General features: G+C 71.7%; 13 protein-coding genes and 1 pseudogene. 3 read left to right on the plus strand and 11 right to left on the minus strand.

Translation table 11 applies throughout. From position 1 onward, the window contains the following. Position 1 precedes the first annotated feature (1 nt). From HUG12_RS21800 to HUG12_RS20325, 11 genes and pseudogenes are all read right to left on the minus strand, one after another. Positions 2 to 1393, minus strand: a pseudogene (locus HUG12_RS21800) (nucleotide sugar dehydrogenase); the annotation flags it as partial. Beyond that, positions 1390 to 2367, minus strand: a complete 978-nt coding sequence (locus HUG12_RS20280) for a Gfo/Idh/MocA family protein (protein ID WP_179270715.1) — start codon at positions 2365 to 2367, stop codon at positions 1390 to 1392. The gene HUG12_RS20280 and the pseudogene HUG12_RS21800, both read right to left, overlap by 4 nt. Then, entirely contained in the window at positions 2364 to 3485 is a 1122-nt protein-coding gene (locus HUG12_RS20285) for a DegT/DnrJ/EryC1/StrS family aminotransferase (protein ID WP_179270716.1), read from the minus strand. The genes HUG12_RS20280 and HUG12_RS20285 overlap by 4 nt, the downstream gene beginning before the upstream one ends. After that, the gene (locus HUG12_RS20290; RefSeq protein ID WP_246308238.1) at positions 3482 to 4012 is read right to left on the minus strand and encodes an acyltransferase; all 531 of its coding nucleotides are present in this window, start codon (positions 4010 to 4012) and stop codon (positions 3482 to 3484) included. Before HUG12_RS20290 ends, HUG12_RS20285 begins: the two co-directional genes overlap by 4 nt. 346 nt (positions 4013 to 4358) lie before the next feature. Then, on the minus strand, positions 4359 to 5171 hold the full coding sequence (locus HUG12_RS20295) for a class I SAM-dependent methyltransferase (RefSeq protein WP_179270717.1): 813 nt from the start codon (positions 5169 to 5171) through the stop codon (positions 4359 to 4361). A 98-nt stretch (positions 5172 to 5269) separates the two neighbouring features. After that, complete coding sequence (locus HUG12_RS20300) at positions 5270 to 6643, minus strand: right-handed parallel beta-helix repeat-containing protein (RefSeq protein WP_179270718.1); 1374 nt, start codon at positions 6641 to 6643, stop codon at positions 5270 to 5272. A gap of 89 nt (positions 6644 to 6732) precedes the next feature. Further along, the gene (locus HUG12_RS20305; RefSeq protein ID WP_179270719.1) at positions 6733 to 7839 is read right to left on the minus strand and encodes a GNAT family N-acetyltransferase; all 1107 of its coding nucleotides are present in this window, start codon (positions 7837 to 7839) and stop codon (positions 6733 to 6735) included. 57 nt (positions 7840 to 7896) lie between these two features. After that, positions 7897 to 8112, minus strand: a complete 216-nt coding sequence (locus HUG12_RS20310) for a hypothetical protein (protein WP_179270720.1) — start codon at positions 8110 to 8112, stop codon at positions 7897 to 7899. 34 nt (positions 8113 to 8146) lie between these two features. Then, on the minus strand, positions 8147 to 9007 hold the full coding sequence (locus tag HUG12_RS20315) for a BKACE family enzyme (RefSeq protein ID WP_179270721.1): 861 nt from the start codon (positions 9005 to 9007) through the stop codon (positions 8147 to 8149). Positions 9008 to 9236: 229 nt separating this feature from the next. Then, positions 9237 to 9455, minus strand: coding sequence for a hypothetical protein (locus HUG12_RS20320; RefSeq protein WP_179270722.1), 219 nt, complete (start codon positions 9453 to 9455; stop codon positions 9237 to 9239). Between the two features lies 1 nt (position 9456). Next, positions 9457 to 10815: a hypothetical protein gene (locus HUG12_RS20325; RefSeq protein WP_179270723.1), complete on the minus strand. Its 1359-nt coding sequence runs from the start codon at positions 10813 to 10815 to the stop codon at positions 9457 to 9459. 463 nt (positions 10816 to 11278) lie between these two features. Here HUG12_RS20325 and HUG12_RS20330 point away from each other — a divergent pair, with 463 nt between their 5' ends. The 3 genes from HUG12_RS20330 to HUG12_RS20340 all read left to right on the plus strand — a co-directional run bounded on the left by HUG12_RS20330 (position 11279) and on the right by HUG12_RS20340 (position 14371). After that, on the plus strand, positions 11279 to 12904 hold the full coding sequence (locus tag HUG12_RS20330) for an alkaline phosphatase family protein (RefSeq protein ID WP_246308225.1): 1626 nt from the start codon (positions 11279 to 11281) through the stop codon (positions 12902 to 12904). Continuing rightward, positions 12901 to 13896, plus strand: a complete 996-nt coding sequence (locus tag HUG12_RS20335) for a GNAT family N-acetyltransferase (protein ID WP_179270724.1) — start codon at positions 12901 to 12903, stop codon at positions 13894 to 13896. Before HUG12_RS20330 ends, HUG12_RS20335 begins: the two co-directional genes overlap by 4 nt. Before the next feature lie 223 nt (positions 13897 to 14119). Continuing rightward, positions 14120 to 14371, plus strand: coding sequence for a hypothetical protein (locus HUG12_RS20340; RefSeq protein WP_179270725.1), 252 nt, complete (start codon positions 14120 to 14122; stop codon positions 14369 to 14371). The last annotated feature ends 335 nt before the right edge of the window (positions 14372 to 14706 follow it).

A 14706-nucleotide genomic window follows, 5' to 3' on the forward strand; every position in this document is an offset into this window, starting at 1 on the left:
AGCCCCTCCCCACCGTGTACAGCAGGTGGTCGGTGTCCCGCAGGTCGAGGACGTCCCGCCCGTCGACGACGACGAGCGGGCCGTCGAAGCCGTCCCAGTCGATCCCGTCGAACTCAGGATGGTCGGTGACGAGCGCGACGGCGTCCACGTCCAGGTCGTGGATCCCCTCGAGCGGGACGCCCTCCGCGTCGAACCCCTCGGCGTCGACGAGCGGGTCGGTCGCGAACACCTCGGCGCCGTTGTCCGCGAGCGTCCCGCAGACCCCGAGCGCGGGGCTCGCCCGCGTCTCCCGCACGCCGGCGCGGTACGTCAGTCCGAGGACGAGCACCCGCGCGTCCGCGAGCGGGACCCCGCCCGCGTGGAGCTCCTCGTCCGCGCCGACGACCCCGTCCGCACGCAGCCCCTCGGCCAGTTTCGCGGCGACGAAGCCGGGCATGGCGTCGTTCACGCCGCGGGCCGTCTCCAGCAGCGGCGCGGGCGACTCGAGCCAGTTGATGAGGAAGTACGGGTAGTACGGGATGCAGTGTCCCCCGACGCCCGGGCCCGGCGTGTGGATGTCACAGAACGGCTGGGTGTTCGCCGTCTCGATGGCCTCGCGGGTGTCGATCCCGAGTTCGTCGGTGAACCGGGCGAGCTCGTTCGCGAGCGCGATGTTCACGTCGCGGTAGAGCCCCTCGAACACCTTCACCGCCTCCGCCGTCGTCGCGTCCGAGACGGGAAGCACGTCGTTGTCCACGAGTTCCTCGTAGAGGACCCGCGCACACGCGGTGCTCTCCCCGTCGATGCCGCCGACCACCTTCGGGTGGGCGCCGCGGACGTCCCGGAGCGCCCGGCCGCTGGAGGTCCGCTCCGGGCAGAACGCGAGACCGAACTCGCCGCGGCGGAGGCCGCTCTCCCGCTCGAGCAGCGGGAGCACCACGTCGTGGCACGTCCCCGGCGGGACCGTCGACTCCACGACGACGAGGTCGCCCGGGTGGAGCCCCTCGGCGATGCCCTCGACCGCGGCCTCCAGCGTCGAGAGGTCGGGCTCGTTCGCCTCCGTGACGAGCGTGGGGACGATGACGACGTGGACGCTCGCGTCTCGGGCGGCCGCGGCCGGGTCGGCCATCGCCGTCAGCGCGCCGTCGTCGGTCACGGCCGCGACGGCCTCGGGGAGCCCCGGTTCGCGCTCGACGTGGCACTCGCCCGCGTTGACCGCCTCGACCACGTCGGGGTCGACGTCGACGCCGGTGACGTCGCCGCACGTCTCGGCGTACACCGTGGCGAGCGGGAGTCCCATCTTCCCGAGGCCGTACACCGCGACCGGCACCTCGCCGCGGGTGAACGCCGCGCGCCGGCCGTCCTCGTCGAGTTCGGAGCCGTACAGCGAGCGGACGTCGGTCCGGGTGGTCACGAGACCACCTCCGTCTCCCGCTCGGCGCGGTCGGCGGAGACGTCGTCGATCCGGCGGGCGACCTCGACGGCGCGGAGGCCGTCCTCGGCCGTGACGACGGGTTCTGTCCCGTGCCGGACCGAGGCGGCGAACGACTCCAGCTCCGCCTTCAGCGGCTCGCCGTTCTCGACGATGGGCCGCTCGACGACGCTCTCGACCCGCTCGCGCACCGCGCCGTCGTCCTCGATGTACGCCGGCGCCGTGTGGCGGTGGATCTCCACGGACTGGTCCATGTAGTCCACGTGGATGCGGCACTCGCGCGCGGTGATGCCGAGGGTCCGCACCTTCCGCTGGGTGACGCGGCTCGCCGTGAACGAGGCGACGACGCCGTCGTCGAACTCGCAGGTGGCGGCCGTGTAGTGGCCGTCCGCGGCGCCGGACGCGGTCACCGAGGTCGGGGCGCCGTCCAGCAGCGCACACACCACGTCGATGTCGTGGATCATCAGGTCGAAGACGGCCGAGTCTGCCACCTCGCGGTCCCGCGGCGGGCCGAGCCGCTGGGCGTCGACCGCGAGCACCTCGACGTTCGGGACGACGTCGGCGAGCGCCCGGACCGCGGGGTTGAACCGCTCGATGTGTCCGACCTGGAGCACGAGCCCCGCGTCGCGGGCCCGGCGCGCGAGCTCCCGCCCGCGCGGGACGTCGTTCACGTACGGCTTCTCGACCAGCGCGTGGACGCCGGCGTCGATACAGCCGTCGAGCACCGACGGATGTGCGGCCGTCGGGACCGCGACGGAGACCAGGTCGGCGGCCGCGAGCAGCTCGTCGGTCCCGCGGGCGACCGTGCCGTAGTCGTTCGCGACCGAGCGGGCGGCGGACTCGTCGAGGTCGGAGACGCCGACGAGGTCCACGTCCGGGAGTTCGCTGTACACCCGGGCGTGGTTTCGACCCATGCTGCCGACGCCGAGGACGCCGGCGGCGAGTGGCTCGGTCATGCGCTCTTGCGGCCGGTCTCGGCCGCGACCTCCGCGTTCGTCTCGGGGGCGTACGCCTCGACCGCGTCGGCGACCCGTCGGAGGTCGTCGGTCGAGAGCCCCGGGTGGACCGGCAGCGAGAGCACCTGCTCGGCGGCGCGCTCGGCGACCGGGCAGTCGGCGTCGACGCCCCCGTAGGCGGGCTGTCGGTGGATGGGGGTCGGGTAGTAGACGCCCGTGCCGACGCCCGCGTCCTCGAGGTGGTCGCGGAGGCCGTCGCGGTCGTCGGAGCGAACGGTGTACTGGTGGTAGACGTGCCGGGACCCCGGGGGCTCGTGGGGGGTGACGACGCCGGCGTCGTCGAGCCGCTTCGAGAGGTAGGCGGCGTTCCCCCGGCGCGCGATGGTCCAGTCGACGAGCTTCGGGAGCTGCGCCCGGCCGATGGCCGCACAGAGGCTCGTCATCCGGAAGTTGTGGCCGACCTCGGCGTGCTCGTACCCCGAGACGCGGCCGTGGTCGGCGAAGCGGGCGACCCGGTCGGCCAGGTCGGCCCGGTCGGTCGTCACCATCCCGCCCTCCCCCGTCGTCATGTTCTTCGTCGGGTAGAACGAGAAGCAGGCCGCGTCGCCCAGCGTGCCGACGCGCCGCCGGTCGTACTCGGCGCCGTGGGCCTGTGCGGCGTCCTCGACGAGCGCGAGGTCGTGCTCGTCGGCGATCTCGCGGAGACGGTCCATCTCGGCGGGGAGCCCGTAGAGGTGGACCGCGAGGATCGCCGCGACGTCGTCGCGCTCGCGGACGACCCGCTCGACCTCGCGCGGGTCGAGCGTGAACGTCGTGGGGTCGACGTCCGCGAAGACGGGTTCCGCGCCCGCGAGCCGGATCGCGTTCGCGCTCGCGACGAACGAGAACGGCGTCGTCACGACCGCGTCGCCCCCGCCGACGCCGAGCGCCTCGAAGGCCGCGTGGAGCGCGGTCGTGCCGTTCGTCGTCGCGACGCCGTGGTCCGCCCCGCAGAAGCCGGCGAACTCGTCCTCGAAGCGGCGGACCTCCTCGCCGTCCGCCAGCTGGCCGCTCTCGAGCACGCGCTCGACGCCCTCGTGCTCCTCCTCCCCGACCTGTGGGTTCGCGATGGGGATCATCGGACCGTGTTTCCCCCTTGCAGCCGCTCGGGGAGCGGCTGGTGTTCGGCGGGCGCCCCGACGGCCAGCGTGTCCGCGGGCACGTCCTCCGTGACGACCGCGCCGGCGGCGACGAACGCGCGCTCGCCCACCGTGACGCCCGGGAGGACGGTCGCGTTCGCGCCGACGGTCGCGTCGTCCTCGAGGGTCGGTCCCTCGAGGTCGACCTCCTGGCGCAGCGGGTAGTCGTCGTTCGTGAGCACCGCGCCCGGGCCGACGAACACGCGGTCGCCGACCGTGGTGTTCGTCGGGAGGTACGCGCCGGTCTGGATGCTCACCTCGTCGCCGACGGTCGACCCGCCGTCGATGACCGCGCGGGTTCCCACGAGCACGCCGTCGCCGATGACCGTGTCCTCGCGGACCAGCGCGTCGTGGCCGGTGGTGAACCCCTCGCCGACGGTCACGTCGCCGTAGACGACGGTGCCCCGGCGGATGGTCGCCCCGCGCCCGATGGTCGGCATCGACCCGTCGGGGTCCCCGAGGGTCACGTCGGGGTGGACCTCGGCGCCGTCGCCGAGCGACGTGTTCGTCACTGTGGCCCCCCTGGGCGGCCAAGCGACCGCGGGACTGCACCGCCGTTCGGTCCGGTACGTCGGGTCTGTGAGTGTGTCGAAGACATGGATAGGAACTGCTCGGTCACTTTCCCGGCAGTGTCCGCCCTTGCCCGGTATCGAACCATTGTTATGTGCGGCTTTGCCGTCGTTAATACACGGCTGCCGCCGCGGCGCCACCCCGGCGCGTGCGGTCGCCGCCTCGCCGCCGATACCGGCTCACGCCATCGCCTCCGGCGGTAGCACGTCCGGAACCGCGGCTCCAGTCGCCCCCGCGCCACCGTCAACGGCCCCCGTCCCCGCGCCCGGGGCGAGCGGAGTCGTCGTCCCCGCGTCGGCCGGCCGTCGACGGGCCCCGCTTGCGCGCGACGTAGTACACGGTCGGGCCGAACGCCCGCGAGAGCGCCCCGGATTTGCCGATGGTGGCGATCGGCTCGAAGCCGAACGCCCGGAGCTGGCGCCGCTGGGCCCGGGGGGTCGTCTGGTACGCCAGATACGTCTCGTCGCTGTTGGTGAAGCGCTTGTAGGGGGTCCCGACGAGCCCGTCGGCGGCGTTGCGCGCCCAGAAGCCGAGGGCGCCCAGGAACTCGGAGGCCGTCGGCGGATGGATCAGGAACTGCCGTCGGCTGTTGTGCGCGCTGAACACGAACCGGCCGTCGTCGGCGAGCACGCGGTTGATCTCGCCGAGTGCCGCGTGCCGCTTCCCCTCGGGGTACAGGTCGTCGAGGCCGTTGTACGAGAACAGGACGGTGCCGAACCGGCCGTCGGGGACCGGTATCCGGGTCGCATCGCCCCGGATGCACGGCGCGTCCACGGCGGCCGCGGTCTCCCGGATCATCGGGCCGCTTCGGTCCAGGGCGACGACGTCGTAGCCCCGTTCGACCAGGGCGACGGTCGTTCGACCGGCGCCGCAGCCGAGGTCGAGCACCGGCGCGTCGGGGTCGAAGAACCCCCGTTCGAGCGCCCGCCGTTCCTGTTCGAACAGGCCGCCAGCCCGGAGCGTCACGTACCTCCGCACTGCGTCCTCGCGCCGGTAATCGGCGGTGTCTCCGACGCCCGTCCCCCGTTCGTCCGCGCGCGTTCGACTCGATACCATCGGCCCTGGCGTGGGTATCGACGTCGCAACGGCGCCACGTCCGTTCGTGCGGCCGCGGCGGGGACGCGTCGACGCGACGAACCTCCCAGTGCGGCCAGTCATGTCCCACAGCCCCCCCGGGACCGGGCTCCGGACTCGCGGAGGCGCCGCACGGAGACGTCGGTCGTCTCGATGTTGGAGTTCGTGAAGCGGTACGGCCTGTCGGTGACCGCGAAGTGGGCGTCGCGGATGGCGCCGTTCACCCGGGTCGCGCTGACGCCCGTGCGGTTCCGGCCGGTCTGGTGGACGCAGAGCCCCTCGAACACGCAGTCGTCGCGCTCATTCGCCTGGATCGCGGCGCCGGTCGCGGCCGACCCGGTGACCGTCACGTTCTCGACGCGGAAGGAGCCCCCGCGGCCGAAGAGGCCCCTGGACTCCTGCGCGTGCTTGATGCGGATGGCGTTGACGCCGTCGGCGTCGACGTGGACGTGGCTGTCGCGCATCGTCGCCGACGTCAGTTCCGTGGAGAACGTCACTCCCCCGTCGCTCTCGGTCACCGCGAGCATCTCGACGAGACAGTCCTCGACGAGGACGTCGTCGCCGCCGCGGAGGCGGATGCCGCGCATGTTCTCGAACCTCTGACGGGGCTCGTCGCACCTGACGTGGACGCCGCGGACGATGCTGCCGGCGTCGGCGTTCACGCGCACGCTCGCGACGTCGTTGTTGGCGTAGTAGCCGCCGAGCACACGGACGCGGCCCTCCGGGGGGTCGGCGTAGAGGCCGTTGTCCGAGAACCCCTCGACGTGACAGTCGGCGAACGTGAGATCCCCGCGCGTGTCGTCGCCCACCTCACAGCCGGTGATGCCCGGCCGCATCGCCACCGCGCCGTCGGGCAGACGGAGCCGTTCGATCCGCCCGACGCCGTCGGGACTCGCGACGTCCACGCGGACGGTGTCCGTGTCGACGTCCTGTCGCCCGCTGACCGAGACGTCCCGCAGGAGGAGGTCGTCGTCGACGCGGGCGACGATCGGCCGGCCGCCCGTCCGGTCCGCGCGGAAGTCGAACCGGAGCCCCTCGACGAGCAGGCGGGAGGCGGTGCCGGGCGCCCCGAGTTCGATCACCTCGTCGTCGAACCCCTCCTCCGGGACGACGGTCGCCCCGTCGGAGACGAGGCCGAACGAGTCGAACTCGGTGAACTCCCAGGTCTCCTCGAGCCGGTACCGGCCCGGCGGGAGATACAGGAGCCGGCCGTCGGCGGCGACCTCCTCCAGGGTCCCCTCGATGGGCTCCGTGCCGAACGGGTCGACCCCGTGCTCCTCGAGGTCGACCACCTCGTCGATCCCCCACGCGTCGGCGACGTCGTCCAGGTTCGGTCGGTCGGCGGGCGGCGGCTCCCCCCACGGCTCCGGCTCCGACTCCGGCTCCCTGCCGCCGCAGCCGGCGAGCCCGACCGACGCTCCCGCGGCGGCCGCTAGCAGCGCTCGCCTCTTCATGGTCGGTCAGGGGACCGTCGGCGGATTGTTATACGTCCCGTGTTCGCGGTACGGTCACCCTGTCGTCCGGAGAGGGCGTCCACTTTCCCCTAGCGCGCGTCCAGTTCCGCGTACGAGAGCGCCCATCCGTTCGGGTCCCTGAGCGAGACGCCGCCGGCGCTCCACGGCGTCTCGTCCGGGCCGCCGAGGTCGTAGGCGACGAGGCCGGTCGGGCTCGCGACCGCCGAGAGCGGCGGGGCCGTGTCGGGGAGGAACCCCCGCTCCCGGAGCAGCGACGGCGGGATCGTGTCGCCGCTGTGGGCGACGATGTCGGCGTCCGACAGTTCGGGGAGCACCCCCGACAGCAGCGCGCGCAGCCCCGCCCGTCGATCCCGGCCGCCCGCGAGCGGGTAGACGTCGACGAGGTTGGCGGTGGTGACGCCCCCCTCAGTCGCCGTCCCCGTGACGAGCGCGGCGGCCGTCTCGCCCGCGACCTCCGCCGAGTAGACGGTGTAGTCCCACATCGGGTTCCGGTAGCGCCACTCGAGGAACGCCTCGTCCCGGACGGCGTGGACGCCGGCCGGGACCGCCCGCCCGTACAGCCGCGACAGCAGGCCGACCGGGACGTCGGCGTGTCTGAGAACCCGCGCGTCGTCCGGCACGCTCGCCCGCCGGTCGCACCTCCTCGCGTACGCCCGCGCGACCGGACCCGCGACGGACCCGGCGAGGCGCCCGAGTGCCCCCTCGCGGTCGCCGGCCAGCGCCGCCGGGTCCTGGATCCGGTAGTACGACGGGAGCGTGGCCACCTCCTCGCCGCCCGCCTTCAGGAACCCGGGTCGCGAGAGGTCGTTCGGGCAGTTGAAGCAGAACCGCGGGGCCATGTCGCGGTAGTGGTCGAGGGCCCGCCCGGTGAGCCGGCTGAAGACGCCGCGACGGCGGTGGTCGGGGTGGACCATCGTGTCGCCGAAGCGGAGCGCGAGCGTCTCCTCGCCGCCGGCGCGCATCCGGAAGGGGACCTGCGGGCGAGCGCCCGCCAGTTCGCCCCCCGCGTCGGCGACGAGGACGGGGACGTGCGAGACGTACGGGGTCTCGCGGTACTTCCAGTCGAACCACGCCTCGCTCCCGCCGCCGAACGCCTCGTCGTACATGTCGAGGAACCCCGCGAGGTCGTCGGGGTTGAACCACCGCAACTGGTACTGGTCCTCGGAGTCGGTCATACCGTCGACACGTGCGTGATCCCCATAGTTAGTCGCCGTGCCGCGGACGCGTCGGGGTCAGTCCTGCCCCTCCGCGAGCGGCGTCGCCGCCTCCCCGTCTTCCGCGTTCCGGAACACCTCGCAGTGGTCGCGGTGGTCGAAGTCGTACCTGTCGTTGCAGATGTCCGCGCGCATGGGGGAGACGAACGACTCCTGGGCCCGGCAGAACGGGCGCTCGTGGTCGAACTCGAGTTCGCCGTCGTCGTCGCGGTACTCGAGGTACGGGCAGGTCATACGGGGTACACCTCAGGGCGGGGGCTCAATGTTATCACCCACTTATGGCTCGTTTGGTCCCGCCGATGCCCAGCATCTCGCGCGCCTCCGCCGGCGTCGCGAGCTCGCAGCCGAGCCCCTCGAGGACGTTCGCCGTGCGATCGACGAGCTGCGCGTTGCTCTCGACGGGGACGCCCCGCTCCAGGTAGAGGTTGTCCTCCATTCCGACCCGAACGTGCCCGCCCATGATGGCCGAGAGGGTCGTCAGCGGGAGCTGATGTCGGCCGACCGCGAGGAGGTTGAACTCCGCCCCCTCGGGGAGGTTCCGGATCATGTTGAGCACGTTCTCGGGCGAGGGCATCGTGAAGGTGCCGTGGCCGAAGATGATGTTGACGTAGTAGGGCTCCTCCAGCAGCCCCGTCTCGATGAGCCGGTGGACCTCGTTGAGGTGGCCGTTGTTGAAACACTCGAGTTCGGGCTTGATGCCCTTCTCCCGCATCTCCTCGGCGAGCGACTCGATGTTGTGCCGGTTGTGTTCGGTGATGATGTGCTGTTCGCGGTTGAACGGTCCCATGTCGAGGCTCGCCATCTCGGGGTACGGGTCCGTCCTGATCCCCTGTACCCGCTCCTCGTAGGTCGCCTGGCCGCCGGTCGTGTTCTGGACGACGATGTCCTCACAGCGGTCCCGAACCGCGTCGTTCACCGCCTGGAGCCGTCGCGCGCTGTTCTCGCCGTGCTCGTCCCGCCCGTGGAGGTGCGCGATGGCGGCGCCCCGCTCCTCGCAGGTGCGGACCTCCGCGGCGATCTCCTCGGGCTGTTCGGGAACGTTCGGGTTCGCGTCCTTGCCGTGGACTCCCCCCGTCGGCGCGACCGTGAGTACGACCTTCCGCCCGTCGAGGTACTCCTCGTAGGTCATCTCTCCCTGGATACCTGTTCGCGGGTCGTATTGTTGTACTGGCCCTACAGTTTCGCCGAATGAGAATGGTCGATGTACCACGCCGTCGGGCGATGCTTCAGGCGAGCTTACCGCCGGCAGATTCGCCGCGTGAGAGCGGACCGGATCCGAGAGAACCGGGCGAGCTGGAACCCGACGACGGAAGGATCGGGGAAAGGGAGCGGTAACGGGTCCGTGCCGTCCCGCTAGTTCACACCATCGTCTCCAGATCGCGGATCGAGTCGGGGTCGACGACCATGAAGGCGTTCTCGCGGAGCATGTTCTCGTCGGACGGGAGCACGAGGATGTGCTCGTCCGCGCCGTCGGACGACCGGAGCACGTCCAGCTCCAGGAGCTGATAGCCCAGGTCGGACTCGGGGTCCGGGTCGCGCGGCAGCCGGCCCCAGTCCCGATGGCTACCCGTACTCATCTCAGACGCCACAGACGTTCTCGTCGTCCTCGTCCTCGGAGTCTTCGGAATCGGAATCGTCGCCCGACTCCTCGTCGTCCGCGCCGTCGCTGCCGGAGTCGCCCTCGTCGGAGTCCTCGGCGTCGCCGCTCGACTTCCCGTCGGAGCCGCCCTCGGATGCGTCTTCGGCGGTTTCACCCTCGGCGGATTCGCCCTCGGCGTCGCCGGCCGTCTCCTCGTCGGCCTGCGCCACGGAGACGGAGCCGTTCCACGGGCCGAGGCCGGACTCGACGCCCTCGATCTCGTCGGCGGCGGGGTTGCCCGTCACGTCCGAGGGGAGCGGGAACGAGACGTCCCCGTCGGCCGCGAGGTCGGACTCGCTCACGTCGGCGCCCTCGATAGTGAAGCTACCGGAGCCGACGGCGACGCAGTTCTCGACGGTGATGTCGGCCGAGCCGCCGGACTTGTCGCGGACGAGTTCCTGGTCGGTGTCGTTGTAGAACGTGCAGTTGCGGATCTCGACGGTCGCGCCGGCCGCCTCGTCGTGGACCTCGATGGGGTTGGCGGGGCCGTTGACGTCGAGATAGATGAAGTAGCAGTTCTCGATGACGATGTGGCCCGGGGCGCGCACCCGGATCCCGCGCGCGTTCGGGCTGTTGGTGTCGTCGCTGGGGATGTCGGCCGTGACGGCGACCAGCGAGTTGCGGACCTCGGTCGTCAGTCCCTCGCTCGTCCCCTCGCGGTGGCCGACGCGGATGCCGGCGATGTTGTTGTTCACCGCGGCGCAGTTCTCCATCGTCACCGGCGGCTTGTCGACGTACGCGCCGTTGTTGGCCATCATGCCCCAGGCGGAGTTCCGGATGGTCAACCGCTCGTCGCCGCCCTCGGGCGTGTACAGCGCGCGGTCCTCGCTCTGCTGGCCCCCCTCGGGCCAGACGAAGCCGTCGACGGTCGCGCCGGGGTTGACGTTGAGCCCGGCCTTCGCCTCGGGGTTCGCGCCGCGGACGACGACGTTCTCGAGGGTCCCCTCGACCTCGCCGTGCATCGTCCCGGACTCGAGGTTCAGGACGACGTCGCCGGGCGACCCGCCGCCGACGAGCGCGGCGTCCGGGCCGATCTGGATCTGGGAACCGTCCCACGAGTACTCGCCCGGCTCGAGCGTGACCTCGCCGTCCGGTTCGAGCGGCAGTTCGCCCTGTGCGGCGGCCCCGCCCGGGAGGCCCCCGACGGTCCCCACCGCGGCGGCCGCGGCGGCCACCCCCTTCAGCACCGAGCGTCGCGAGGAACCGCCGACCTCCCCGCCGGTAGGCGCGTCGTTATCGACGGATCGATCGGTAGCATCGTCCTTCTCGGCTCCGGCCTCGTTGTGGCGTTTCGCCATGGACGCGTAGGATGGAGTTTACCGAAAAGTCGTTTCGACCAGTTCCGCCCGGATGATTGGTAACGGCTACCTACTGGTTACCGCTTGCCGGCGCGTGGTGACCAGGTGCGTACGGACTTCCGATGATAGTAGGTATCCGTCGCTTAATACCGCGCCCTCCGGCCTGACCGAAACTAACGACCCGATACCGCGAGGTAGGACGATCCAACCCTGACGGCGCCGTCCACGGAGGCGGTGAAACGCCGCCCTAGCTGCGTTAGGAGGCTGCTACTCCGAACGATCGGGCGTTCATTCGTGGGTGCGACCGCGTTGGTACGCCCGACGACTCCCGCCGGGCGCCCATCCTCCGTCCCGAACCGTCGCGCCCGCCCCGCCAGGGGCCCCGGAGACGCCGGGCGGTTCCGCGGAGGCTACCCTCGACAATGCCTCCATAACAATTGTACCGGGTTCGGTGGGGACAGTCGTGAGTCGAAATGACACGTCTTCCGGGTTGCGGACGCTTCTCGTCGGGCTCGACGGGGCCTGCCTACCCGTCCTCGACCCGCTCGTCGAGGAGGGGCGCGTCCCCGTGCTCGCGGATCTGCTGGAACGGGGGGTGTCGGGGCCGCTCGAGTCCCAGATTCCGCCGTGGACGCCGAGCGCCTGGCCCTCGCTGTACACCGGAACGAACCCCGGCCAGCACGGCGTCTTCGACTTCCTGACGTTCGACGGCTACGACTGGAGCGTGGTGAACCGCACGCACGTCCGCGAGCACGCGCTCTGGGAACTGCTCGCCGAGCAGGGTCGGACGAGCGTCGTGGTCAACGTCCCCGTGACGTCCCCCCCGCGCTCGTTCGACGGCGCGCTGGTCCCGGGGTACATCGGCCCCGAGTCGCCGCCGTGTCACCCCGAGGGACTGCTCGAGGAGCTCCGCGCGGAACTCGGCGACTATCGGGTGTACGGCCCGCGGGGGGTCGAAGGGGACGAACAGGTCGAGTGGTACCGTCGGCTTACCCGGATGCGCGGGGCCGCGTTCCGCCACCTCACGGAGCGGTTCGACCCCGAGTTCGGCTTCCTCCAGTTCCAGCAGACCGACACCGTGTTCCACGAGCGGCCGGAGGACGCCGCGGCCATCTCGGCCGTGTTCGAGGCGGTCGACGACGAACTCGGCTCCGTGCTCGACCGCTGTGATCCCGACACGGTGATCGTGGCGAGCGACCACGGCATCGGCCCGTACGACCCCGACGAGTTCCGCGTCAACGAGTACCTCCGCGAGCGCGGGTTCGTCGAGACGACCCGCGGCGGCGGGATGCCCTCGTGGTCGACGATCGCGCCGGAGGACCGCGACGAGGGGACGCCGAGCGAGGACCGCACGCTCGCCGAGCGCCTGCTCTCGGCCGCGGCCGCGATCGGGCTCACGAGCCAGCGGATGGGGGCCGTGCTCTCGCGACTCGGCCTCGCGGAGTTCGTCCTGCGGTTCGTCCCCCGGGACGCGGTCCGCGCGGCGACCGAGAGCGTGGACTTCGAGCGCTCGACCGCCTACATGCGCTCCCGGACGGAACTGGGCGTCCGGATCAACCTCGCCGGGCGCGACCCCGACGGAACGGTCTCCCTGGCCGAGTATCCGAGCGTCCGGGACGACCTGGTCGAGGAACTGGCCGCCGCACGGACGCCCGACGGCGAGCCGGTGTTCGAGGAGGTCGCGCCCCGGGAGGAGTACTTCGAGGGGCCCCACGTCGACGACGCGGCCGACATCATCACCGTCCCCGCGGCGTTCGACACGTACCTCTCCGCCTCGCTCCGCGGGGGGACGTTCGGACCGGCCCCGGAGTCGTGGAACCACAAGCGCGACGGCATGTTCGCCGCCGCCGGCGCGGGCGTCGCCGCGGACGCGAGCCTCGACGGCGCCCACCTGTTCGACGTGGCCCCGACCGTGCTCTGCTCGCTCGGGGTCCCCCCGAGCGAGCGGATGGACGGGGAGCCGCTCCCGGTCGTCGACCCGCTCCCGCCCGACGCGTACCCCGCCTTCGACGCCCCCTCGACGCGCGAGACCGCCGACGCCGCGGTCGAACGGCGCCTGACCGACCTCGGCTACCTCGACGACACATGAGCGTCGACGTGCGCCCGGTCGACGAGGACGAGTGGAACGATCTCGTCGACCAGTCGTCGCAGGCGACCCCGTTCCACCGGGCGGAGGCGGTCGGCGTCGTCGCCGAGCACGCGGGCGCGACCGCCCACAGGCTGGTCGGGTTCAAGGGGAACGAGCCGGTCGGACTCTTCCCGGTGTTCACCATCTCGAAGGGCCCGGTGACGGCCGCCTTCTCCCCGCCGCCCGACCTGAAGGTCAACTACCTCGGCCCGGCGCTGCTCAACTCCGGGAAGCTGAAGCGGCGCAAGCGGGACCGCCGCCACCGGCGGTTCGTCGACGGCGTCCTCGACTGGGTCGAGGAGCGGGACTCGCCCAGCTACTGGCACGTCAGGACCTCGGTCGGCTACGACGACACCCGCCCGTTCCAGTGGCGCGGCTACGAGGTCGAGCCGAAGTACACGTACGTCGTCGACCTGGAGACGACGCCCGACGAACTCATCGGCAGGTTCACGGGCGACCTCCGGAACAAGCTCCGGGGCGAGTACGACGTGACCTACGAGATCGGGGAGGAGGGACCCGACGCCATCGACAGCATCATCGAGCAGACGCACGAGCGACACCGCGAGCAGGGGGAGTCGTTCCCGGTGACCGCGACGTTCGTGCGCGACCTCGCCGACCGGCTCCCGGACGGGGCCATCAGGCCGTACGTCTGCCGGGTCGACGGCGAGTTCGTGGGCGGGCTCGTCGACGTGGAGAGCGACGACTGCGCGAGCGCCTGGATCGGCGGCGTGAAGACGGACGCCCCCGTGCCGGTGAACGACCTCGTCGAGTGGCAGCTGTGTCGGGACGCGATGGAACGCGGCCGGAGTTCCTTCGACATGTTCGGGGCGAACCACGAACGCATCTACTCGTACAAGGCGAAGTTCGCCCCCGACCTCGTCACCTACTACAGGCTACAGCGGGGATCGGCCGGGATGAACGTCGCGTCGAAGCTGTACAAGCGGTTCCGGTGACCGCATCCTGTCAGGACAGGGTGTCCCTACCGCACCCGCCGCGGCGGTACGGTCGCCTTTCGGCCCGAACGCGCGCTGCCACGGCTGCTTCGAGCCCGTCGGCCGAGCGGCCGCCGCCGTGTACGCGACGCCTTCGGACGTACCTACTCCGACGCACGTCGCACATACCAAAGGCCGAATCCGCCGTACTCGGGCGCACATGCGACTCGAGCGACGACGTCTGTTGGAACTCGTGACGCCCGGACTGGCCGCCGGACTCGCGGGCTGTGGCGGCCCGCCGGAGGAGGAGGAGGGGACGAACCCGCTCGAGGTCGAGACGGCGACGGGAGAGGCGACGGAGGAGGACGCGGGGACGGGTCAGGGGGCCGCGACGGAGGCCGGTGACACGCCGGCGACCGGAACCGGAGACGACGCGCTCGGGAACGGGACGGCCACGGTCACCGACGCGCCCGGGAACGGGACCGGGTCCCCGTAACCGCCGGCGTTCCCCGGGCCGTCGAGCCGACCACGGCTCCGGCCGCCGGCTCGCGATCCGCGTCCACCAACGGAGTTCGTCCGGCCGAGATAGCTCGTACATATTTGATGGTTCGCACGTCAAAACCCTCAGCGACGTCGCCGTCCCGGCACGCGTGACGCGTTACCGTTAGCACGTGGCCCCTCCCGTCCGCGGCAGCCCGGACCGTGATCGGTGTCGTTCCGCGCGGGTTACTTTCGCAAGGATGCCTTCTAAGTCGAGCCGCCTCGGCCGACGCCGACCGGGCGTAACCGACGGACCGGCAGGGTGCGCCGTTCGGCGGCGGCGCGGACTGG

Origin of the sequence: Halorarum salinum, assembly GCF_013402875.1 — an archaeon.
Classification (GTDB): Archaea; Halobacteriota; Halobacteria; order Halobacteriales; family Haloferacaceae; genus Halorarum; species Halorarum salinum.

Coding starts and splice junctions, on each gene's coding strand:
- HUG12_RS20280 (WP_179270715.1), bottom strand. CDS start 2,367: ATGACCGAGCCACTCGCCGCCGGCGTCCTCGGCGTCGGCAGCATGGGT.
- HUG12_RS20285 (WP_179270716.1), bottom strand. CDS start 3,485: ATGATCCCCATCGCGAACCCACAGGTCGGGGAGGAGGAGCACGAGGGC.
- HUG12_RS20295 (WP_179270717.1), bottom strand. CDS start 5,171: ATGGTATCGAGTCGAACGCGCGCGGACGAACGGGGGACGGGCGTCGGA.
- HUG12_RS20300 (WP_179270718.1), bottom strand. CDS start 6,643: ATGAAGAGGCGAGCGCTGCTAGCGGCCGCCGCGGGAGCGTCGGTCGGG.
- HUG12_RS20305 (WP_179270719.1), bottom strand. CDS start 7,839: ATGACCGACTCCGAGGACCAGTACCAGTTGCGGTGGTTCAACCCCGAC.
- HUG12_RS20310 (WP_179270720.1), bottom strand. CDS start 8,112: ATGACCTGCCCGTACCTCGAGTACCGCGACGACGACGGCGAACTCGAG.
- HUG12_RS20315 (WP_179270721.1), bottom strand. CDS start 9,007: ATGACCTACGAGGAGTACCTCGACGGGCGGAAGGTCGTACTCACGGTC.
- HUG12_RS20320 (WP_179270722.1), bottom strand. CDS start 9,455: ATGAGTACGGGTAGCCATCGGGACTGGGGCCGGCTGCCGCGCGACCCG.
- HUG12_RS20325 (WP_179270723.1), bottom strand. CDS start 10,815: ATGGCGAAACGCCACAACGAGGCCGGAGCCGAGAAGGACGATGCTACC.
- HUG12_RS20335 (WP_179270724.1), top strand. CDS start 12,901: ATGAGCGTCGACGTGCGCCCGGTCGACGAGGACGAGTGGAACGATCTC.